This is a genomic window from Isoptericola sp. BMS4 (assembly GCF_011634835.1).
GTDB lineage: Bacteria > Actinomycetota > Actinomycetes > Actinomycetales > Cellulomonadaceae > Isoptericola.
Window position 1 is genome coordinate 3,430,315 of the sequence record NZ_SIRP01000001.1, and the last position, 21,917, is coordinate 3,452,231.

Annotated in this window: 21 protein-coding genes; all 21 read right to left on the bottom strand. The window is 73.2% G+C overall.

Annotated features, from left to right (window positions below; translation table 11 throughout):
- Window positions 1–54 precede the first annotated feature (54 nt).
- On the bottom strand, window positions 55–474 hold the full coding sequence (locus tag EYB28_RS15475; protein ID WP_166849650.1) for a DUF2550 domain-containing protein: 420 nt from the start codon (window positions 472–474) through the stop codon (window positions 55–57).
- 11 nt (window positions 475–485) lie between these two features.
- A complete protein-coding gene (locus tag EYB28_RS15480) occupies window positions 486–770 on the bottom strand; it encodes a F0F1 ATP synthase subunit epsilon (protein ID WP_166849652.1) in 285 nt (94 codons plus the stop codon).
- A gap of 114 nt (window positions 771–884) precedes the next feature.
- A complete protein-coding gene (atpD, locus tag EYB28_RS15485; RefSeq protein WP_166849654.1) occupies window positions 885–2,366 on the bottom strand; it encodes a F0F1 ATP synthase subunit beta in 1,482 nt (493 codons plus the stop codon).
- Between the two features lie 85 nt (window positions 2,367–2,451).
- On the bottom strand, window positions 2,452–3,351 hold the full coding sequence (locus EYB28_RS15490; protein ID WP_166849656.1) for a F0F1 ATP synthase subunit gamma: 900 nt from the start codon (window positions 3,349–3,351) through the stop codon (window positions 2,452–2,454).
- A gap of 2 nt (window positions 3,352–3,353) precedes the next feature.
- A complete protein-coding gene (gene atpA, locus EYB28_RS15495) occupies window positions 3,354–4,982 on the bottom strand; it encodes a F0F1 ATP synthase subunit alpha (protein ID WP_166849658.1) in 1,629 nt (542 codons plus the stop codon).
- An 81-nt stretch (window positions 4,983–5,063) separates the two neighbouring features.
- Window positions 5,064–5,879: a F0F1 ATP synthase subunit delta gene (locus EYB28_RS15500; protein WP_166849660.1), complete on the bottom strand. Its 816-nt coding sequence runs from the start codon at window positions 5,877–5,879 to the stop codon at window positions 5,064–5,066.
- Complete coding sequence (locus tag EYB28_RS15505) at window positions 5,879–6,490, bottom strand: F0F1 ATP synthase subunit B (RefSeq protein WP_166852528.1); 612 nt, start codon at window positions 6,488–6,490, stop codon at window positions 5,879–5,881. Before EYB28_RS15505 ends, EYB28_RS15500 begins: the two co-directional genes overlap by 1 nt.
- Window positions 6,490–6,723, bottom strand: a complete 234-nt coding sequence (locus EYB28_RS15510) for an ATP synthase F0 subunit C (protein ID WP_166849664.1) — start codon at window positions 6,721–6,723, stop codon at window positions 6,490–6,492. Before EYB28_RS15510 ends, EYB28_RS15505 begins: the two co-directional genes overlap by 1 nt.
- A 104-nt stretch (window positions 6,724–6,827) precedes the next feature.
- Window positions 6,828–7,619, bottom strand: coding sequence for a F0F1 ATP synthase subunit A (gene atpB, locus EYB28_RS15515; RefSeq protein WP_166849667.1), 792 nt, complete (start codon window positions 7,617–7,619; stop codon window positions 6,828–6,830).
- 233 nt (window positions 7,620–7,852) lie between these two features.
- On the bottom strand, window positions 7,853–8,347 hold the full coding sequence (locus EYB28_RS15520) for a hypothetical protein (RefSeq protein WP_166849669.1): 495 nt from the start codon (window positions 8,345–8,347) through the stop codon (window positions 7,853–7,855).
- Window positions 8,347–9,579 carry a glycosyltransferase family 4 protein gene (locus EYB28_RS15525; protein WP_166849672.1) on the bottom strand — a complete coding sequence of 411 codons (1,233 nt, stop codon included), beginning with the start codon at window positions 9,577–9,579 and terminating at the stop codon, window positions 8,347–8,349. The genes EYB28_RS15520 and EYB28_RS15525 overlap by 1 nt, the downstream gene beginning before the upstream one ends.
- A complete protein-coding gene (locus EYB28_RS15530; protein WP_240930586.1) occupies window positions 9,576–10,325 on the bottom strand; it encodes an L-threonylcarbamoyladenylate synthase in 750 nt (249 codons plus the stop codon). Before EYB28_RS15530 ends, EYB28_RS15525 begins: the two co-directional genes overlap by 4 nt.
- On the bottom strand, window positions 10,322–11,383 hold the full coding sequence (locus tag EYB28_RS15535) for a HemK/PrmC family methyltransferase (protein ID WP_166849675.1): 1,062 nt from the start codon (window positions 11,381–11,383) through the stop codon (window positions 10,322–10,324). The genes EYB28_RS15530 and EYB28_RS15535 overlap by 4 nt, the downstream gene beginning before the upstream one ends.
- On the bottom strand, window positions 11,380–12,477 hold the full coding sequence (prfA, locus tag EYB28_RS15540) for a peptide chain release factor 1 (protein WP_166849679.1): 1,098 nt from the start codon (window positions 12,475–12,477) through the stop codon (window positions 11,380–11,382). Before prfA ends, EYB28_RS15535 begins: the two co-directional genes overlap by 4 nt.
- A gap of 161 nt (window positions 12,478–12,638) precedes the next feature.
- On the bottom strand, window positions 12,639–12,848 hold the full coding sequence (gene rpmE / locus EYB28_RS15545) for a 50S ribosomal protein L31 (RefSeq protein WP_166849682.1): 210 nt from the start codon (window positions 12,846–12,848) through the stop codon (window positions 12,639–12,641).
- Window positions 12,849–12,965: 117 nt separating this feature from the next.
- Complete coding sequence (gene rho, locus EYB28_RS15550; protein ID WP_166849684.1) at window positions 12,966–15,008, bottom strand: transcription termination factor Rho; 2,043 nt, start codon at window positions 15,006–15,008, stop codon at window positions 12,966–12,968.
- A gap of 248 nt (window positions 15,009–15,256) precedes the next feature.
- A complete protein-coding gene (thrB, locus tag EYB28_RS15555; protein ID WP_166849686.1) occupies window positions 15,257–16,216 on the bottom strand; it encodes a homoserine kinase in 960 nt (319 codons plus the stop codon).
- The gene (gene thrC, locus EYB28_RS15560) at window positions 16,216–17,322 is read right to left on the bottom strand and encodes a threonine synthase (RefSeq protein ID WP_166849688.1); all 1,107 of its coding nucleotides are present in this window, start codon (window positions 17,320–17,322) and stop codon (window positions 16,216–16,218) included. Before thrC ends, thrB begins: the two co-directional genes overlap by 1 nt.
- Before the next feature lies 1 nt (window position 17,323).
- Entirely contained in the window at window positions 17,324–18,682 is a 1,359-nt protein-coding gene (locus EYB28_RS15565) for a homoserine dehydrogenase (protein WP_240930587.1), read from the bottom strand.
- Between the two features lie 82 nt (window positions 18,683–18,764).
- The gene (gene lysA, locus EYB28_RS15570; protein ID WP_205710941.1) at window positions 18,765–20,144 is read right to left on the bottom strand and encodes a diaminopimelate decarboxylase; all 1,380 of its coding nucleotides are present in this window, start codon (window positions 20,142–20,144) and stop codon (window positions 18,765–18,767) included.
- On the bottom strand, window positions 20,141–21,808 hold the full coding sequence (argS, locus tag EYB28_RS15575; RefSeq protein WP_166849690.1) for an arginine--tRNA ligase: 1,668 nt from the start codon (window positions 21,806–21,808) through the stop codon (window positions 20,141–20,143). The genes lysA and argS overlap by 4 nt, the downstream gene beginning before the upstream one ends.
- Window positions 21,809–21,917: the final 109 nt, after the last annotated feature.

The window sequence follows — 21,917 nt, forward strand, 5'->3', positions numbered from 1 at the left end:
CGCTCCGGGCGAGTGCCTCGTACCTCGGCCCTCACCCTGCGCTGCACCTCCGCCTCAGACGACGAGATCGCGGCGCCCCGGGGGCGCCGACTCGAGCCACGACGCGAGGCCCTCGTAGGCACCGGTCGACATGAGGAGCTCGAAGTCGGTGCCGTCGTACCGGCACCGGACGAGCACCTGGTCCGCCTGGCCAGCCTGGTCGAGCGGCGCGCGCCCCGTCACGACGAACCTGCCCCGCTCCCACACACGGGCGGGGCGGGGCAGCAGGGACCAGCAGCGCCACCAGTCGATCCGACCGACGGCGTAGTGCGCGATGCCGACGACCCACGGGGCGTGCGGGTCGTCGGCAGGGCGCGCGTGACACGGGAACGAGCCGACGCGGCGCGAGAGCGTGCGCAGCCGGGACGCCCCGGCGGCGAGCACCAGCGCCAGCACGACGAGGAGCGCGAGGGCGACCCAGACGGCGTACGGCACCGGTACCAGCCTCAGTGGAGGGCCGGCTCGCGGCCGGACAGCTCCGAGATCTCGTCCACGACGATCGTGACGAGATCGCTGTCCACGGAGATGAACCCGCCGGTGACGTGCGCCTCGACGGCCGTCGCCTGCGTGGTCGACACCTTGACCGTGCCCGGACGCAGCACCGCGAGGATCGGCGTGTGACCGGCACGGATGCCGACCTGGCCCTCCATCGACGGGGCGCTGACCTCGTGCGCCGCGCCCGACCAGACCTTGCGGTCGGCTGCGACCAGGTCGACGTTGAGCTCTGCCATCAGTGCTCCTTCATCCCATCATGCTCGAGTTGCTGCGGCTGGTGCGGCGACGTCGTCCCGCAGGGAGGGCGACCCTCCCGGCGGGACGACGCGACGCGAAGCGGGACGTGACCGTCAGGCCCCGTACTCCTTCTGGATGCGGGCCCAGTTCTCCTCGAGCATCTCGAGGCCACCGATGTTGTAGAAGGCCTGCTCGGCGACGTGGTCGAACTCACCGCCCGCGATGAGCTTGAACGCCTCGATGGTCTCGCTCAGCGGCACCGTCGAACCCTCGACGCCCGTGAACTTCTTCGCCATGTAGGTGTTCTGGGAGAGGAACTGCTGGATGCGGCGCGCACGCGCGACCAGCGTCTTGTCCTCCTCCGAGAGCTCGTCCACGCCCAGGATCGCGATGATGTCCTGCAGCTCCTTGTTGCGCTGCAGGATCTGCTTGACCTGGGTGGCGACGTCGTAGTGCTCCTGGCCCACGTACCGCGGGTCGAGGATGCGCGAGGTCGACGTGAGCGGGTCGATCGCCGGGTACAGACCCTTCGACGCGATCTCTCGGGAGAGCTCGGTCGTCGCGTCCAGGTGGGCGAACGTCGTCGCCGGGGCCGGGTCGGTGTAGTCGTCCGCCGGCACGTAGATCGCCTGCAGCGAGGTGATCGAGTGGCCGCGGGTCGAGGTGATCCGCTCCTGCAGGAGGCCCATCTCGTCGGCGAGGTTCGGCTGGTAGCCCACCGCGGACGGCATGCGCCCGAGCAGCGTGGAGACCTCCGAACCGGCCTGCGTGAACCGGAAGATGTTGTCGATGAACAGCAGCACGTCCTGCTTGCGCACGTCGCGGAAGTACTCCGCCATCGTCAGCGCGGACAGGGCGACGCGCAGACGCGTGCCCGGCGGCTCGTCCATCTGACCGAAGACCAGCGCGGTCTTGTCGAAGACGCCGGCCTCGTCCATCTCGTGGATGAGGTCGTTGCCCTCACGCGTGCGCTCGCCGACGCCGGCGAACACGGAGACGCCGCCGTGGTCCTGGGCCACGCGCTGGATCATCTCCTGGATGAGGACCGTCTTGCCGACGCCCGCGCCACCGAACAGACCGATCTTGCCGCCCTGCACGTACGGGGTCAGCAGGTCGATCGACTTGATGCCCGTCTCGAACATCTGCGTCTTCGACTCGAGCTGGTCGAACGCCGGGGGCTTGCGGTGGATCGGCCAGCGCTCGGTGACCTCGAACTTCTCGCCCTCGGCGAGGTTGAGGACCTCACCGGTCACGTTGAAGACCTTGCCCTTGGTCTCGTCGCCGACGGGCACGCTGATCGGCGCACCGGTGTCGGTGACGGCGGCACCACGGACCAGTCCGTCGGTCGGCTTCAGCGCGATGGCGCGGACCAGCGAGTCACCCAGGTGCTGGGCGACCTCGAGCATGAGGGTGAAGGAGCTCTCCCCCTCACCCTGCGTCGACAGGTCGATGTCGACCTGCAGCGCGTTGTAGATGTCGGGGATCGCGTCCTCGGGGAACTCGATGTCGACGACGGGGCCGATCACGCGCGCGACACGGCCCACGCCGGGTCCGCTCTGGTGCTCGACCGGGGCATCCACGGTGGTGGCGGTCATTGCTTGCCTCGCTTCGAAAGGTTCGTTCCGGGTGTCAGGAGTGTCGTCGCGGCGGACACGGTGCACATCATTCGGCTCACCGTCGTCACGATGCCGCGAGGGCGTCGGCACCCGAGACGATCTCGCTGATCTCCTGGGTGATGTCCGCCTGGCGGGCCTGGTTCGCCAGGCGCGTGTAGGTGCGGATCAGGTCCTCGGCGTTGTCGGTCGCCGTGTGCATCGCCCGCTGGCGCGCGGCCAGCTCGGACGCCGCCGCGTCCAGCATGAAGCTGAAGATGCGGCTGCGCACGTACCGCGGCAGCAGGGAGTCGAGCACGACCTCGGGCGACGGCTCGAAGTCGTACAGCGGCAGGGCCTCGTGCTCGCCGGGGACGGCGACGCCCTCGACGACCTCGAGCGGCAGCATGCGCACCACGCGCGGGCGCTGGGTGACCATGTTGACGAACTGCGTGTAGACCACGTGCAGCTCGCCGACGCCGCCCTCGGCCGCCGGCGCGAGGAACGCGCCGAGCAGGGTGTCGGCGATCTCGCCGGCCACGTCCGCCTGCGGATTGTCCGACCCGTACGACCACTCGGCCTTCAGGGCGCGGCCGCGGTAGCCGTAGTACGAGATGGCCCGGCGGCCGGCCGCGTAGAGGTCGACCTCCTTGCCCTCGCCCTGCAGCTGGGCGACCAGCCGCTCCGTCTCGCGGACGATCGACGCCGAGTAGGAGCCGGCCATGCCGCGGTCCGAGGAGATCACGAGCACCGCGACACGGTTCGTGTCGGTGCGCTCGCTCGTCAGCGGGTGCTGCGTCGAGGTGTGCGTCGCCACCGCCGACACCGCACGCGTGATCGCCTTCTCGTACGGCGCCGCGGCCGCCGTGCGCGACCGCGCCTTGCCGATGCGGGAGGCCGCGATCAGCTCCTGAGCGCGGAACATCTTCTTCAGCGACTGCGTCGACTTGATCCGCTGCTTGTAGACGCGCTGGGATCCTCCGGCCATGCTCAGGCCTTCTTCTGCACGACGAGCTGCTCCTGCTCGACGTCCGCGGCCTCGCCCTCGGCGGCGCCACCGACCAGCGGCGAGCCGTCGCCCTTGAGGAAGCCGTTGCGGAAGTCCTCGACGGCCTTCGCCAGCTCGTCCTCGGTGTCGGACTCCAGCTTGCCCGTGCTCACGATCGTGTCGAACACCTGCGTCTTGCGGCGCAGGTGGTCGAGCATCTCGGCCTCGAACCGCTTGACGTCCGCGACGGGCACGTCGTCGAGCTTGCCCTTGGTGCCGGCCCAGATCGACGCGACCTGCTCCTCGACCGGGTACGGGGTGTACTGCGGCTGCTTGAGCAGCTCCATGAGCACCGCGCCGCGGGCGAGCTGGCCGCGCGACGCCGCGTCGAGGTCCGAGGCGAACATGGCGAACGCCTCGAGGGAGCGGTACTGCGCGAGCTCGAGCTTCAGCGTGCCGGAGACCTTCTTCATGGCCTTGACCTGAGCGTCACCGCCGACGCGGGACACCGAGATGCCGACGTCGACCGCGGGGCGCTGGTCGGCGTTGAACAGGTCGGACTGGAGGAAGATCTGCCCGTCGGTGATGGAGATGACGTTGGTCGGGATGTACGCCGACACGTCGTTCGCCTTGGTCTCGATGATCGGCAGGCCGGTCATCGACCCCGCGCCCAGCTCGTCCGAGAGCTTGGCGCAGCGCTCGAGCAGGCGGGAGTGCAGGTAGAACACGTCACCGGGGTACGCCTCGCGGCCCGGCGGGCGGCGCAGCAGCAGCGACACGGCGCGGTAGGCCTCGGCCTGCTTCGACAGGTCGTCGAAGACGACGAGCACGTGCTTGCCCTGGTACATCCAGTGCTGGCCGATGGCCGAGCCGGTGTACGGGGCGAGGTACTTGAAGCCCGCGGGGTCGGACGCCGGGGCCGCGACGATCGTCGTGTACTCGAGCGCGCCGGCCTCCTCGAGGGCGCCGCGCACCGAGGCGATCGTCGAGCCCTTCTGGCCGACGGCGACGTAGATGCAGCGGACCTGCTTCTCGGGGTCGCCCGACTCCCAGTTGGCCTTCTGGTTGATGATCGTGTCGATGCCGATCGCCGTCTTGCCGGTCTGGCGGTCGCCGATGATCAGCTGCCGCTGACCGCGGCCGATCGGGATCATCGAGTCGATCGCCTTCATGCCGGTCTGCAGCGGCTCGTGCACCGACTTGCGCTGCATGACGCCGGGAGCCTGCAGCTCCAGCGCACGGCGACCGTCGGTCTCGATGTCGCCCAGACCGTCGATCGGGTTGCCCAGCGGGTCGACGACGCGGCCGAGGTAGCCCTCGCCCACGGGGACCGAGAGGACCTCACCGGTGCGGCGGACCTCCTGGCCCTCCTCGATGCCGGTGAACTCGCCGAGGACGACGACACCGATCTCGCGGACGTCCAGGTTCAGCGCGAGGCCGAGCGTGCCGTCCTCGAAGCGCAGCAGCTCGTTCGCCATCGCGCCCGGGAGGCCCTCGACGTTCGCGATGCCGTCGGCGGCGAGGGTGACGCGGCCGACCTCCTCGCTGACCGCGCCCTCGGGCTCGTAGGACTTCACGAAGCTGTCCAGTGCGGCCCGGATCTCCTCCGGCCGGATCGTCAGCTCAGCCATTGCTCTCTCCTGTCGTGGCCGCGGTTCGCGCGACCTCACGTTCTGTGCAGCCGACCTGTGTCGACTGGGCCTGGGAAGGGTTCAGCCGGCCAGCCGGCGACGGGCGTCGGCCAGGCGGGACAGCACGGTGGAGTCGACGACGTCGGCGCCGACCTGGATACGCAGACCGCCGATCACGGTCGGGTCGACCGTGACGTTGAGCTGCACGGGGCGACCGTAGGCACGCTCGAGCAGCGTGCTCAGGCGGGACTCCTGCGCCTCGGACAGCACCGAGCCGCTGACGACGGACGCGACGAGGCGGCGGCGCCGCTCTGCCGCGACGTCGCCGTACCAGGTCAGCGTCGCCACGTAGCGACGGTCCCGCAGGGTCGTCGTCGCGCGGCGCGCCAGCACCTGCGTGACCGGGTCGACCTTGCCGTCGAGGAGGGTGTCCACGAGGGCGGCCCGGCGCTCGGCGTCGGTCGACTGGTCCGACAGGACCTGCCGCGCCTCCCGCTGGCCGACGAGCGCCCGCGTGAAGCGGAACAGCTCGTCCTCGACGGTCTCCAGCGTCCCGCGGGCCTCGGTGGACGCCAGCACGGCGTCCAGCCCGAGCCGCTCGAGCGCGTCGACGAGGTCGTCGTCGCTCGACCAGCGCGACCGGGCCACGCCCGACACGAGGTCGACGACCCGCTCGTCGAAACCGTCGGCGAGGACGCGGGCGGCCAGCGCGGCCTTGTCGTCCGCGGCGCGCGACGGGTCGGCCAACGAACGGCGCAGCGGGCCGGACTCGTCGAGCGCGCCCACGACGGCGAACAGCTGCTCGCCGAGCGCCTGCGCATCGGCCCCGGCGGACCGCAGCACCGGCTCGAACCGCTCCTGAGCCGCGGCGAGGGATGCTCCGCTCGTTCCGCGCATCAGCCCTCCTTGCTCGCCGAGCTGCCCGCCGACGCGGTCTCGGCCGCACGCGAGTCGCCCTGGGTGGCCTCGAGCTCGTCGAGGAACCGGTCGACGACGCGCGACTGCCGTGCCGAGTCCTCGAGGGACTCGCCGACGATCTTCGACGCCAGCTCGGTCGCGAGCGTGCCGACCTCGGTGCGCAGCGAGACGGCGGCCGTCTGGCGCTCCGCCTCGATCTGCCGGTGGGCGGTCTCGACGATGCGGTCGGCCTCCTCGTGCGCCTTGGCCTTGAGCTCCGCGACGATCGCCGTGCCCTCGGCGCGGGCCTCGTCACGGGTCTTCGACGCCTCGGCGCGCGCCTCGGCTAGCTGCTGGTGGTACTGCTCCAGCGCCGCGGCGGCCTCCTGCTGCGCCTTCTCCGCCTGTGCCAGCCCGCCCTCGATCTTGGCGGTCCGCTCGTCCAGGACGGCCTGGAACTTGGGCAGCACGTAGCGGTAGAAGACCACACCGACGATGACGACGATGACCAGCGACCACACGATGTCCGGCGGGTGCGGCAGCAGGATGTTCTGCGTCGTCTCCTCGGCGGCGAGGACGTCCGCGGTGGAGGTGTCCTGGTGGGGAGTCATCATGCCGGGACGATGAAGCCGGCCACCAGGCCGAGGAGCGCGAGCACCTCGACGAAGGCGATGCCGATGAACATGGTGGTCCGGAGCTGGCCGGCGACCTCGGGCTGGCGAGCCATGCCCTCGATCGTCTTGCCGATGAGGATGCCGAGGCCGATGCCCGGGCCGACTGCCGCGAGGCCGTAACCGACAGTGCCGATGTTTCCGGTGACCTCGGCGAGGGTGGTGACGTCCACTGGGTTTCCTTCCGTTGGGCGCCGGGCCTCGGGTGGCCCGACGTCGCGTTGATGGTGCAGGGGTGGGGCTGTGCGTCCGGCTCAGGCCGGCAGCCGCAGGGCGGTCAGTGCTCCGCCTCCACGGACATGTTGAGGTAGACGGCGGTGAGGATCGCGAAGACGTAGGCCTGCAGGGCCGCCACGAAGATCTCGAAGAAGAAGAACGCCGCACCGGCCACGAAAGTGCCCGCCCCGAACAGCTTCATCGCGCCGGACGCGTCGAAGAGGAAGAAGGACGTGGCCGCGAAGCAGATCGCGAGCATCAGGTGGCCGGCGACCATGTTGGCCAGGAGCCGGATGACGAGGGTGGCGGGCCGCAGGACGAAGACCTGCAGCGCCTCGATCGGCACCAGCAGGATGTACAGCGCCTTCGGCACGCCGGGCGGCAGCAGCGAGTTCTTGAGGAACCCGCCCACGCCGTGGGCCTTGACGCCCGCACCGAGGTACATCACGTAGGTCCAGGCGGCGAGCACGATCGGGAGGCCGATGACGGACGTGCCCGCGATGTTGAGGAACGGGATCACGGCGGCGATGTTCATCACCAGGACCGTGCAGAAGATCGTCGCGAGCAGCTTGAAGTACTTGCGGCCGTTCTCCTGACCCAGCACCTCGGTGGCGATCGAGTTCCGCACGAAGTCGAGGACCATCTCGACACCGTTCTGGAACCGGCCGGGCACCAGGGTGGCGCGACGCGCGGCGAGGCAGAACACCAGCAGCAGGACGGCGGCCATGATGACGCGGACCAGCATGATCCGGTTGAACTCGAAGGGAGTACCCTCGAAGAGGATCGCCGGCGGGAAGAAGTCCGCGATCGTCGGCGCGTGGAACTCACCGTCACCTTCAGCGGCGAGCAGCATGGGGATCGCTGGCGTAGACAGGAGGAGCTCCCGGAGGTCGTACGGCCCTTCGGCGGCGCCACTCGTCGAGCGGGCACGCCGTCGGACCTGGCCGTCATGGATTCGCGGACAGCCTACCGGATGATCACCGGTGGTCCGTCATCCCGACACATCACCAGGGGCACGATCACGCGGCTTGTGAACAATCGCACGATGTGTGCGGGCAACGATCTCCGCCGTCCCGTGTCCGCAGGTCACGGCTGCACGTAGGGCACGCGACCGCCCCGGACCGCCCGGTAGTCGAGCACGGCCGAGCCCACCGCGCCGGCGGCCAGCACCACGAGCAGCACGTACGGGTCGTAGAAGTCCGCGCCCCGCAGGGGCACGAGCACGACGATCAGCACGACGACCTTGGCGACCCACGTGCCCATGACCACCACGGCCATCCGCGCCGGGTCCGAGCCGACCGTCCTCAGCATCGACCAGATCGTCGTCGCGCAGAAGAACGCGGCCAGACCCGTGCCGACCAGCGCACCCCACACCCCGGCCGTCCCCGCGACGAGCGCGCCGACGCCGACGCCGAGCACGAGCAGGGCCCCGAGCAGGACGAGGGTGTCACGCAGCGCGGTGCGCAGCACGGCACGCTCGGCGGCGCCGGCCTCGCCGGCCGCAGCGTCCGCGGCCGCGGGGCGGCCGGCGGGCTGGTCCCGCTCCGGCTGCGCGGGCTGGGGGGTGTCGGGCGTCGTCATCAGGAACGTCCTTCGTGAGCGGGTGGGGTGGTCCGTGAGGTGGGCGGGACCGGCGTCGGGCGGCTCGGCACCGCGCCGGCGGGCGGCGGCACGGTGGGGTGCGCGCCCGTCGCGACGTCGTCGTCCAGGAAGCGGCCCCGCGTGCGCAGCGGGCCGAGAGTGAGCAGCAGCGCCACGACGACGGCGACGCCCAGGCCCGCCAGGACCGCCTTCCAGTCCCACCAGACGAGCGCGGCGGCGCCGAACGAGAACACCGCGGCCCACACGTACAGGATGAGCACGGCGCGCCGGTGCGAGTGGCCCAGGGCCAGCATCCGGTGGTGGAGGTGCATGCGGTCCGGGTGGAACGGGGACTTGCCGGCCGCGAGCCGCCTGATCACGGCCATCGCCATGTCCAGCAGCGGGAGCAGCACCACCGCCACCGGGAGCAGGAGCGGGATGAACAGCGACACGCGCTGCGCCCCGGAGATGGAGTCGCCGGCGGCGCTCGGGTCGATGTTGCCCGTGACGGTGATCGTCGCACCGGCGAAGACGAGCCCCAGGACCATCGACCCGGAGTCGCCCATGAAGATGTGCGACGGGAAGAAGTTGTGCGGCAGGAACCCGAGGCACACGCCCACGAGGACCGCAACCATCATCGTCGCCAGGCTGGAGTAGTCGCGCGGGCTCGCCTGCTGGGTCAGACCGTAGCTGTACACGAAGAACGCCGAGCCTCCGATGGCGATGAGTCCCGCGGCCAGGCCGTCCAGGCCGTCCACGAAGTTCACGGCGTTCATCGCGACCACCACGATGAGGATCGTGGCGACGAGCGAGATCTGCGGCGAGCTGATGTACAGCCCGTCCGGGGTGGGCAGCGACGTGAGCTGCACCTGCTGCAGCGCCATGAACCCGGCGGCGAGCACCTGCCCGGCGAGCTTGGTGACCCAGTCCAGGTCCCACACGTCGTCGGCCCAGCCCAGGAGGCACACGATCGCGGCACCGCCGACGATGCCCCAGGCCTGCGGCTCCGCGAAGACCCCCGCGAGGAACGGCATCTGCGAGGCGAGGACCACGGCGACCGCGAGACCCAGCAGCATCGCCAGTCCGCCGAGGCGCGGGCGGGGCTGTGCGTGGACGTCGCGCGCCCGGACCGGGGTGATCGCGTTGGTGCGGTAGGCGACCCACCGTGCTCCTGGTGTGGCCAGGTACGTCACCGCCGCGGCGACGAACATCAGGAGCAGGTACGCCCTCACCCGGCAGACCCCGCCCGATCACCGACGTCCGTCGCCTCGTCGGCCGGCTCGTCCGTCGCGTCGGTCGGCTCGTCCGTCGCGTCGGTCGGCTCCTCGGGGGCATCGTCGGGGCCCGCCACGGGCGCGATCTCGCGCAGCCGCTCGAGCGTGACCGCGCCGGTCCGCACCACGCGCAGGGTCTCCCCCGTGGCGTCGACGATCGTCGACGCCACCCCGCCGGGCGCCGTCCCGCCGTCGAGGTACGCGCCGACGGCGTCGCCGAGCTGATCGCGCGCGTCGGCGGCGTCGAGGGCCGCGGGCCGGCCGGTGCGGTTGGCGCTGGACACCGCCATCGGGCCCGTGCGGCGCAGCAGCGCCAGGGCGGCCGGGTGGTCGGGCATGCGCAGCGCGACCGTGCCCTGCGTCTCCCCCAGGTCCCACTGCAGCGACGGCTGCGCGCGCAGGATGATCGTGAAGCCGCCGGGCCAGAAGGCCTCCACGAGGCGGCGGGCGTCGTCGGGCACGTCGGTGGCGAGGCCGTCGAGCGTCCGCACGTCGGGGACGAGCACCGGGGGCGGCATCTGCCGGCCGCGGCCCTTGGCCGCGAGGAGCGCGGCGACCGCCTCGGCGTCGAACGCGTCGGCGCCGATGCCGTAGACGGTGTCCGTCGGCAGGACGACGAGCCCTCCGCGGGAGATCGTGTTGACGGCCTCGTCGATGGCGGGGCCCCAGGTGTTCGGGTCGGTGACGTCGTGCACGCTGCTCACGGCCTCAAGTCTGGCACGAGTCCCGCCGGGCCCCGTGCGCCCGGTGCGTCCGGACGGTCCCCGTCGCGACGGCGGGCGACGACGGCGCGGGGCCGGCCCGCCAGGTCCGGGGCGGTGCGAGCGGTCCCGAACGCGGGGCGGGCGCCGTCCGGCGCGGCCGGGTCCGGCGTCCCGGCGACCATGTCGCGCGCCGGACCGGCCTGCACCTCCGCGTGCTCCATGACGTACAGCCCGCCCGGGCGCAGCAGCCGCGCCGCCGCCGCGGTGACGCCGCGCGGGACCTCCAGGCCGTCGGCCCCCAGGCCGTACAGCGCGACGGCGGGGTCGTGGCCCGCCACCTCGGGGTCGCGGGGCACGGCGTCCGGCGGGACGTACGGCGGGTTGGACACGACGACGTCGACGGCGCCGTCCAGCTCGCGCAGCGCGGTCCGCGCGTCCCCGCGCACGAGGCGCACCGGCATACCCGAGACGCGCCCGGACGCGTCGGCAGGCGCCCCGGCCGCGGCGACGTTGCGCTCGGCCCAGGCGTGGGCGGCGGCGTCCAGCTCGACGGCGTGCACGGTCGCGCCGGGGACCTCCGTCGCCACGGCCAGGGCGATCGCCGCGGAGCCCGTGCACAGGTCGACGACCACGGCCGCCCCGCGGTCGGCGACGACGCGGGCCGCCTCGTCGATCGCGAGCTGCGCCACCTGCTCCGTCTCCGGGCGCGGCACGAACACGCCGGGCCCGACGGCGAGCTCGAGGTGCCGGAACGGCGCGACGCCGGTGAGGTGCTGCAGGGGCTCGCGCGCCGCACGCCGCGCCACGAGGGCGAGGTACTCCCCGGTGCGGGCGTCGTCGCCGGGCAGCGGGCCGTCCAGGACGGCGAGGCGACGGACCTCCCCGGCGCCGATCCCGAGGACGTGTGCGAGCAGCAGCTCGGCGTCGACTCGTGGCGTCGCGACTCCGGCGCCCGCGAGACGCGTCGTGGCCCACCGCACGGCCGCCCCGACCGTGGTGGGCACGTCGTCGTCGGGCGTGCCCGAGGACAGCGACGGCGGCGTCGGTGTCGGCGTCATCGGGCGTCGGCGCCGGCCGCGGCCAGGCGCGCCGCCTCGTCGGCCTCGACGGCGGACCGCACGACCGGCTCGAGGTCCCCGGCCAGCACGTGGTCCAGGTTGTAGGCCTTGTACCCGGTGCGGTGGTCCGCGATCCGGTTCTCGGGGAAGTTGTAGGTGCGGATGCGCTCGCTGCGGTCCACGGTGCGCACCTGGGACCGGCGCATGTCCGCGGCCTCCGCGGCCGCCGCCTCCTGCTGGGCCGCCAGCAGGCGTGCGCGCAGCACGCGCATCGCCTGCTCCTTGTTCTGCAGCTGGGACTTCTCGTTCTGCATCGACACCACGATGCCCGTGGGCTCGTGGGTGATGCGCACCGCCGAGTCGGTGGTGTTCACCGACTGCCCGCCCGGCCCGGAGGACCGGTAGACGTCGATGCGCAGGTCGTTCGGGTCGATCTCGACCTCGCCGGGGTCGTCGACCTCGGGCAGCACGAGCACTCCCGCGGCCGAGGTGTGGATGCGGCCCTGCGACTCGGTGACCGGGACCCGCTGGACGCGGTGCACGCCGCCCTCGTACTTGAGGCTGGCCCACACGCCCTCGGCCGGGTCCGCCGCGCCGCGGGACTTGATCGCGACCTGCACGTCCTTGTACCCGCCGAGCTCCGTCTCGGTGGCGTCGAGCACCTGGGCGGACCAGCCGCGCCGCTCGGCGTAGCGCAGGTACATCCGCAGCAGGTCGCCCGCGAACAGCGCGGACTCGTCCCCGCCCTCGCCGGCCTTGATCTCGAGGATGACGTCGCGGCCGTCGTCGGGGTCGCGCGGGACCAGCACGCGCCGCAGCCGCTCCGTCGCGGCGGCGGCCGCCTCGCGCAGGGCCGGCAGCTCGGCGGCGAACGACTCGTCCTCGGAGGCCAGCTCCGCGGCCGCCTCGGCGTCGTCCGTGGTCTGCTGCCACTCCCGGTAGGCACCGACGACCTGGTTCAGCTCGGCGTAGCGCCGGCCCAGCGAGCGCGCCCGCCCGGCGTCGGCGTGCACGCCCGGGTCGGCGAGCGCACGCTCGATCTCCGCGTGCTCGGCGAGCAGCGGTCGCACCGCGCCGAACGGGTCGTCGGTCATCTGTTCTCCACTCCGGTGCACGAGGTCGCGCGACGTCACCCGCGGGCGGCGCACGGGCCCGACGGCCACGGTGCTCGCCCGATCATGCAGCAGCGCCGGTGGTCCGTCGTCCGACTGCCCCTGGAGAGGTTGTCGGGCGGACCACCGGCGCCGCGAGAGTGCTACTTCTTCTTGCCGTAGCGGGCCTCGAACCGGGCCACGCGGCCACCGGTGTCGAGGATCTTCTGCTTGCCCGTGTAGAACGGGTGGCAGGCGCTGCAGACCTCGGCGCTGATCTTGCCGGAGGTCGCGGTGCTACGGGTGACGAACGTGTTGCCGCACGTGCACGTCACCTCGGTGGCGACGTACTCGGGGTGGATACCGGACTTCATGTTGCTCCTTGGTGTGATGCCACCGGGTCGCCCCGCAGGACAGCGGGCCGTGAACCGGCAGGCCGACGAACCATTCTGCCAGAACGCGTGGCTCCGGAAGAAATTCCCCCGCCAGGGTCAGATCGTCTCCCCCGGGCGGTCGTCCGACGAGAGCCCCGCGGGCGTGGTCTTCTGCACGTGCAGCAGGAACTCGACGTTGGTCTTGGTCTTCTTGAGCTGGCCCAGCAGCAGCTCGATCGCCTGCTGCTGGTCGAGCGCGCCCATGACGCGGCGCAGCTTGTAGACGATGCCCAGCTCGTCCTTCGACATGAGGATCTCCTCGCGGCGCGTGCCGGACGCGTTGACGTCCACGGCCGGGAAGATCCGCTTGTCGGCGAGGTTGCGGGACAGGCGCAGCTCCATGTTGCCCGTGCCCTTGAACTCCTCGAAGATCACCTCGTCCATCTTCGAGCCGGTCTCCACCAGCGCGGAGCCGAGGATGGTCAGCGAGCCGCCCTCCTCGATGTTGCGCGCGGCGCCGAAGAACTTCTTCGGCGGGTAGAGCGCCGCGGCGTCCACACCTCCGGAGAGGATGCGGCCCGACGCCGGGGCGGCCAGGTTGTAGGCGCGCGACAGGCGGGTGATGGAGTCGAGGAGCACGACGACGTCCTGGCCCAGCTCGACGAGACGCTTGGCGCGCTCGATGGCGAGCTCGGCGACGATCGTGTGGTCCGAGGCGGGGCGGTCGAACGTCGAGGCGATGACCTCGCCCTTGACCGTCCGCTCCATGTCGGTGACCTCTTCGGGCCGCTCGTCCACGAGCACCACCATGAGGTGGACCTCGGGGTTGTTCGCGGTGATCGCGTTGGCGATCTGCTGCATGATGATCGTCTTGCCGGCCTTGGGCGGCGAGACGATGAGACCACGCTGGCCCTTGCCGATCGGGGCGACGATGTCGATGACGCGCGGCGTGAGCCGGGTCGCCTCGGGGTTCTCCAGGCGGAGCCGGTCCTGCGGGTACAGCGGCGTGAGCTTGGTGAACTCGGGACGCTGCCGCGCCTGCTCCGGCGTCATGCCGTTGACGGAGTCCAGCCGCACCAGGGCGTTGTACTTGTTGCGGGCGTTCTTGCCGCCGCCGGTGGCCGGAAGCTCCTCGCCCTCGCGCGGCTGCCGGATCGCGCCGACGATCGCGTCGCCGCGGCGCAGGCCGGACTTCTTGACCTGGTTCATCGAGACGTACACGTCGCCCGGGCCCGGCAGGTAGCCGCTGGTGCGCACGAACGCGTAGTTGTCGAGGATGTCGAGCACGCCGGCGACGGGCAGCAGCACGTCGTCCTCGCGCACCTCGAGGTCCTCGAGGGGCATGTCGGGCCCGGAGCGGTTGCGGCCGCGCTTGCGGTCCCGCCCCCGGTCGCGGCCGCGGCGACGACGCGAGCCGGAGCGCGACTCGTCCTCGCGCCGCTGGCGCTGCTCGTCCCGCGGCCCGTTCTGGGAACCGCCGTCGCGGCCCTGACCGCGCTGGGGCTCCCCCTCACCCTGGCGACGCTCGCCACCGGCGCCCTCGGCGCGGTCCTCGCCGCCGCGGCGCTGCCCGCGCTCGCGCGGTGCCGCGACGGCCTCGGCGAGCTGGGCGAGGCGAGCCTCGCGGTCGGCGTCGGACGGCTCGGCGGACCTGCGGTCCTTCGCCGCCGGCGCGTCGCCGCGCTGCTCGCCCTGCGCCCGCGCGGGCCGCTGCCCGCCGGTCTCGTCCTGCTTCGGGGCCGACCGGCGCCCGTCGCCCTTCTTCTCCGCGCCCTGGTCGGCGCTCCGCTGCTCGGCGCTGCGCTGCTCGGCGTCGCGGCCGGCGGCCTCGCCCGCACCCGCGGTCCGGGTGGCCCGGCGCGCGCGGCGTGGCGCCTCGGCGGGACGCTCGGCACCGCCGTCGGCGTCCTTCGCGGCGGGCGCGTCCGTGCGGACGGCGGCGGGAGCGGCACTGGCCGCGGCGACCGGGGCACCGGCACGGCGCGCGCCGGAGCCGTCGCCCCGGTGCGCGCGGATCGCGTCGGCGAGGTCGCTCTTGCGCATCCGGGACGTGCCCTTCACGCCGATCTGCGCGGCCAGCGACTGGAGCTCGGCGAGTCGCATCGAGCTCAGGTCTCCGGAAGCGGCGGAGCCGTTCCGGCTGTCGGTGGTGTTCGTCACGAAGGACCCTTCCCCCTCGTATGCGGCCCTCGACGATCACGGGGCCGGGGTGGCGGGCGCCCCGGCGCGAAGAGCGCCCGGACGCGTGGAACCTCGCATCAGTGGTACGACGACGTCGGCTGGCGGGGTTGTGTCTGCCTTCGCGCGGCGGTCTTGCACCGCGGCGGACGACCGAGGGCACATGCCCGACCATGCACGACACGTCGCGCGTGAGAGGTGGGGGTGCCGTCGTGTTCCGTCCCGAAGGCTCACCGCATCTTATCACCTCGCGGCCCCCGGTCGGCAGCCTCGACGCGACGCGCGGTCGCGCCCTCGGTGGCGATGCCCGGGCGGACCGCACGCCATCCGGCCGTCGCGTCGATCAGGCCCGACAGCACGCCGTCGAGGTGCCGCGTGCCACCTCCCGAGGTCAGGACGAGCACCGTCGGCCCCGCCCCCGACACCGCCGCCGCGAGGCCCTCGGCACGCAGCGCCCGCACCAGCTCGGCCGACGCCACCATCACGCTCGCCCGGTAGTCCTGGTGCAGCCGGTCCTCCGTCGCGTCCAGGAGCAGCTCCGGCCGGCGGGCGAGGGCTTCCACGAGCAGGCCCGCCCGCCCCGCCGTGAACGCCGCGTCGACGTGCGGCACCAGCTCGGGCAGCACGCCCCGGGCACGGCTCGTCGCGAGACGCGCGTCGGGCACCAGCACGGTCGCCTCGATCCGCGGGTCGACCTCCAGGTCCACCGCCCGCGCCCCACCGGTGCCGTGCCACGCGAGGGTCGCGCCGCCGAGGATCGCCGGTGCAGCGTTGTCGGGGTGCCCCTCGAACTCCGTGGCGATGCGCAGCATCGCGGCCGCGTCGAGCACGTGCGGGTCGGCGAGCAGCGCCCGCGCCGCCACGACCCCCGCCACGACGGCTGCCGCGGACGAACCCAGCCCCCGCCCGTGCGGGATCCGGTTCACGCACCGCAACCGCAGCCCGGTGCGCGGCGCCCCCGCCAGCTCCAGCGTGTGCCGCAGCGCGCGGACCACCAGGTGGTCCTCCCCGGTCGGCACCTCGCCGGCGCCCTCGCCCTCGACGTCCACGACAGCCTCGTCGGCGGCCAGCAGCTCGACCTCGAGCTCGTCGTGCAGGGCCAGCGCGAGCCCCATCGCGTCGAAACCCGGCCCGAGGTTCGCGCTCGTGGCCGGGACACGGACGACGACGTGGTCGGCGCCGAGCTGCATCAGTCCAGGCCCAGCGCGTCGGCGATCGAGACGACGTCGGCGCTCACCCGCGTGGGGACGACGTCACCGCCGTCGGGGCCGCGCAGCGCCCACTGCGGGTCCTTGAGGCCGTGCCCGGTCACCGTCACGACGACGCGCGCCCCGGCGGGCACCAGCCCGCGCTCGGCACGGGCGAGGAGCCCTGCCACGCCGGACGCCGACGCCGGCTCGACGAAGACCCCGACCTCGGCGGACAGCACCCGGTGCGCCGCGAGGATCTGCTCGTCGGTCACGGCCTCGATCACGCCGCCCGAGGTGTCGCGGGCGCTCACGGCCTGCTCCCACGACGCCGGGTTGCCGATCCGGATCGCCGTGGCGATCGTCTCCGGCTGGTCGACCGGGTGCCCGGCGACGATCGGCGCCGCGCCGGCGGCCTGGAAGCCCCACATCTGCGGCGTCCGGGTGGCCGCCGTCGGCAGCGACGCCCCGCCGTCGAGCCCGGCGTACTCGCGGTAGCCCTTCCAGTACGCCGTGATGTTGCCCGCGTTGCCGACGGGCAGGCAGTGGATGTCGGGCGCGTCGCCGAGCGCGTCGACGACCTCGAAGGACGCCGTCTTCTGCCCCTCGATGCGGTCCGGGTTGACCGAGTTCACCAGCTCGACCGGGTAGACCTCCGCGAGCTTGCGGGCGGCGACGAGGCAGTCGTCGAAGTTGCCGTCGACCTGCAGCAGCATGGCGCCGTGCGCGATCGCCTGGCTCAGCTTGCCCATGGCGATCTTGCCGTCCGGCACGAGCACCGCGCAGGTCATGCCCGCGCGCGTCGCGTAGGCGGCGGCGGACGCCGACGTGTTGCCCGTCGACGCGCACACGACGGCCTTCGCGCCGCGCCCGGCGGCCGCGGAGATCGCCGCGGTCATGCCCCGGTCCTTGAACGAGCCGGTCGGGTTCATCCCCTCGACCTTGACGAAGACGTCGGCCCCGGTGCGCTCCGACAGCGCGGGCGCGGGCACGAGCGGCGTGCCGCCCTCGCCCAGCGTGACGACCCGCTCCCGCACGTGGGCGGGCAGGCGCTCGGCGTACTCGGTGATGACGCCGCGCCACTGGTGCGCGGTCAGGCCCGTGGGCATCTCAGACTCCCTCGACTCGCAGGACGGACGTGATCTCGTGCACCCGGTCGGTGCGCTGCAGGGCGTCGACCGTCGCGGCGAGCGACGCCTCGCGCGCGGCGTGCGTCGTCAGCAGCACGGCGGCACGGCCCTCGGCGACGTCCGTGGCGTAGGGCTCGTCGGGCGCCTGCCGCATGGTGTCGATCGACACGCCGTGGTCCGCCAGGACGCCCGCGACCTGCGCCAGGGCGCCCGGACGGTCGGCGACGGCGAGTCGCACCTGGTAGCGGGTGACGGCGGCGTCGGCCGGCAGCACCGGTAGCGAGGCGTACGCGGACTCGCGGGGGCCCTTGCCGCCGACGAGACGGTCGCGCGCGGCCGACACCAGGTCGCCGAGGACGGCGGACGCCGTCGGACGCCCGCCGGCGCCCTGCCCGTAGAACATGAGCGGGCCCGCGCCGTCGGCCTCGACGAACACGGCGTTGAACGCCCCGCGGACGGCCGCCAGCGGGTGGTCGCCCGGCACGAGCGCCGGGTGCACGCGCACGGACACGCCCTCGGCGGTGCGCTCGGCGATCGCGAGGAGCTTGACGACGTGCCCGGTCAGCCGCGCCGCGACGACGTCGGCCGGGGTGATCGCCGTGATGCCCTCGCGGGCGACCTGGTCGAGCCGGACCCGGGTGTGGAACGCGAGGGACGCGAGGATCGCGGCCTTGGCCGCGGCGTCGAACCCCTCGACGTCGGCCGTGGGGTCCGCCTCCGCGTACCCCAGGGCCTGCGCCTCCTTCACCGCGTCCTCGAGCTCGGCGCCGTGGGTCGTCATCTGGTCGAGGACGTAGTTGGTGGTGCCGTTGACGATGCCGAGGACGCGGCGCACCTGGTCGCCGGCGAGCGACTCGCGCACGGGCCGCACGATCGGGATGGCGCCGGCGACGGCGGCCTCGAACGACAGGTCGACGCCCGCGTCGTCCGCGGCCTCGAAGAGCTCGGGGCCGTGCTCGGCGAGGAGGGCCTTGTTGGCGGTGACGACGCTCGCCCCGCCCTCGATCGCGCGCCGGATGAGCCCCCGCGCGGGCTCGATGCCGCCCATGAGCTCGACCACGAGGTCGGCCGAGTCCACGAGCGCCCCCGCGTCGTCGGTGAGCAGCTCGGCCGGGATCACGGTGCCGACGCCGTCGCGCGGCCGCGAGGTGTCCCGCACCGCGATGCCGACCAGGTCGAGGTGGGCGCCGGCGCGTGCCGCCAGGTCGTCGGCGTGCTCGATCAGGGCGCGCGCCACCTCCGACCCGACGACTCCGCAGCCCAGCAGGGCCACGCGCAGCGTGCCGGGCGTGCCGGGGCGCGCGTCGGTCGAACGGTCGGGCGCGGGCACAGCGGACACGGATCCACCTTCGTTCGGGGGGCCGGGGACGGGGTCAGGATAGCCGCGCGGCACCCACGCCAGGGCGGGTGTCCACGGACGGTCAGCCGAGGTCGAGGGCGAGCAGGTCCTCGACCGTCTCGCGGCGCACGAGGACGCGGGAGACGCCGTCCGCGACCCCGACCACGGGCGGGCGCGTCAGCTGGTTGTAGTTCGACGCCATCGACCGGCCGTAGGCGCCCGTCGCGGCCACGGCGAGCAGGTCCCCGGCGCGCACGTCGCCGGGCAGCATGACCTCGTGCACGACGATGTCGCCGCTCTCGCAGTGCTTGCCCACGACGCGTGCGAGTAGCGGCTCGGCGTCCGAGGCCCGGCCCACGACCTCCGCGTGGTAGTGCGCCCCGTACAGGGCGGGCCGGATGTTGTCGCTCATCCCGCCGTCGACGGACACGTAGGTCCGCACCCGGCCGTCGTCGAGCGCGACCGGCTTGACCGTGCCCACCGTGTACAGGGTGAACCCGGCCGGGCCGACGATCGCGCGCCCGGGCTCGACGGAGATCCGCGGCAGCGGCGTCCGCAGCTCGCCGCACACCGCGGCCACGGCGCTCGCGACGTCCTTGGCGATGCGGTCCGGGTCGAGCGGGACCTCCCCCGGCAGGTAGGCGATGCCGTACCCGCCGCCCAGGTCGACCTCGTCGACCAGCACTCCGGTGCGCTCGGCGAGCTCCGCACGCAGGCGCAGCACCACGCGCGCCGCCGCCTCGAACCCGGCGGGGTCGAGGATCTGCGAGCCGATGTGCGAGTGGATGCCCAGCAGGTGCAGCTCCGGACGGGCGACGACGGCGAGCAGCGCCCGCATCGCCGGCGGGTCCCCGCCGTCGTCCAGCGCACCGGGGTTCACCGACAGGCCGAACTTCTGGTCCTCGTGGGCGGTCGAGATGTACTCGTGCCCGCCCGCGTGGACGCCCGTGGTGACGCGCACCATGACGGGAGCGACGACGCCGCGCGAGGCGGCGAGGTCCGCGACCCGGTCGATCTCGACGAGCGAGTCGACGATGATGCGGCCCACCCCGGCGTCGAGGGCGGCGAGGATCTCGTCGTCCGACTTGTTGTTGCCGTGCAGCCCGATCTCCGCGCCCGGGACGCCGGCGCGCAGCGCGACGGCGAGCTCGCCGCCAGAGGCCGTGTCGACGCGCAGGCCCTCGGACCGGGCCCAGCGGGCGACGGCGACCGTGAGCAGCGCCTTGCCGGCGTAGTAGACGTCGACTCCGGTGCCGACCTCCGCGAACGCCGTCGCGAACGCGGTGCGGTAGCCGCGGGCCCGGGCCCGGAAGTCGGCCTCGTCGAGCACGTAGGCCGGGGTGCCGTGCTCGGCCGCCAGGTCGTGCACGCCGACGCCGGCGACGGTGACGACACCGTCGTCGCCGCGGCGCACGCCGGCCGACCAGGGCACCCCGAGGACGCCGGCCGCCGGCGCCGTCACATCCGCTCCGGAGCCGAGACGCCGAGCAGGTCGAGGCCGTTCGCGAGCACCTGGCGCACCGCGTCGTTGAGCCACAGGCGCGTCCGGTGCGTGTCCGTGACCTCCTCGTCGGGGTACGGGGTCACGCGGCACTCGGAGTACCACTTGTGGTAGTCGGCGGCCAGGGACTCGAGGTAGCGCGCGATGCGGTGCGGCTCGCGGAGCTCGGCGGACTGCGTGACGATCCGCGGGAACTCGGTGAGCCGCCCGAGGAGCGCGGCCTCGGTCTCGTGGGCGAGCAGCGCGGGGTCGAAGGCGTCCGACCCGTCGTCGCGGGTGCGCGCGACCGCGCGGTCCGCCGCGTTGCGGTCCACGGCGCAGGTGCGCGAGTGCGCGTACTGCACGTAGAAGACCGGGTTGTCGTTGGACTGCTTGAGCATCTCCTCGCCCGACAGGGACAGCGGGGTGTCCGCCGGGTAGCGGGCGAGCGAGTACCGCAGCGCGTCCGAGCCGAGCCACTCGATGAGGTCGTCCATGTACAGCGCGTTGCCGCGCCGCTTGCCCATGCGCTCGCCGGCGATGTTCACGAGCTGGCCGATGAGGACCTCGATGTTGGCCTCGGGGTCGTCGCCCGCCGCCGCGGAGATGGCCTTGAGCCGGTTGATGTAGCCGTGGTGGTCGGCGCCCAGCAGGTAGATCTTGCCCGGGAACCCGCGGTCCTTCTTGGACAGGTAGTACGCGGCGTCGGCGGCGAAGTAGGTGGGCTCGCCGTTCGCGCGGATGAGGACCCGGTCCTTGTCGTCCGTGAAGTCCGTGGTGCGCAGCCACACGGCGCCGCCGTCGTCGAACACGTGGCCCTGCTCCCGCAAGCGCTCCACGGCCTCGGCCACCGCGCCCGACTCGTGCAGCGTCCGCTCGGAGAACCACACGTCGAAGTGGACGCCGAACGCGTCGAGCGTGCGCCGGATGGCGGCCAGCTGGGCCTCGTACCCGACCTCGCGGGCCACGGTCGCGGCCTCGTCCTCCGGCAGGTCGAGCAGGTCGGGGCGCTGCTCCAGCACCTCCGCGGCCCGCTCCTTGACGTAGTCGCCCGGGTACCCGCCGTCGGGCACCTCCTCGCCCTTGGCGCGCGCGATGATCGACGCGCCGAACTTGTCCATCTGCGCGCCGGCGTCGTTGATGTAGTACTCGGCGGTGACGTCCGCCCCGGCCGCCCGCATGATGCGCACGAGCGCGTCGCCGAGCGCCGCCCAGCGGGTGTGGCCGATGTGCAGCGGGCCCGTCGGGTTCGCCGAGATGAACTCCAGGTCGTGCACCTGGCCCGCGAGGGCGTCCGTCCGCCCGTACGCGTCGCCGGCCACCACGACCGTCCGGGCCAGCTCGCCGGCCGCGCCGGCGTCGAGCGTGATGTTGAGGAAGCCGGGGCCCGCGACCTCGGCGGCCGCCACGCCCGGGTGTGCGACCAGGCGCGCCGACAGGTCGTCCGCGAGCGCACGCGGCGTCGTCCCGGCCTTCTTCGCGAGCTGCAGCGCGACGTTCGTGGCCCAGTCGCCGTGCTCGCGCTGCTTGGGTCGCTCCACGTGGACCGACGCGGGCAGCGCGTCGGCGTCCAGGGCGAGGGTGCCGTCGGCCACGGCCGCGGCGAGGGCAGCGCTGAGTGCTTGCGAGAGCTCGTCGGGGGTCACCGGGCGATTCTACAAACGACGGCGCCCCGCCCGGACGGGAATCTCACCGACGCGGACGCCGCCCCGGTCGCGGGCGTGTTCGAAGCGGTGCCGCGGTGCTGGTAGTCTC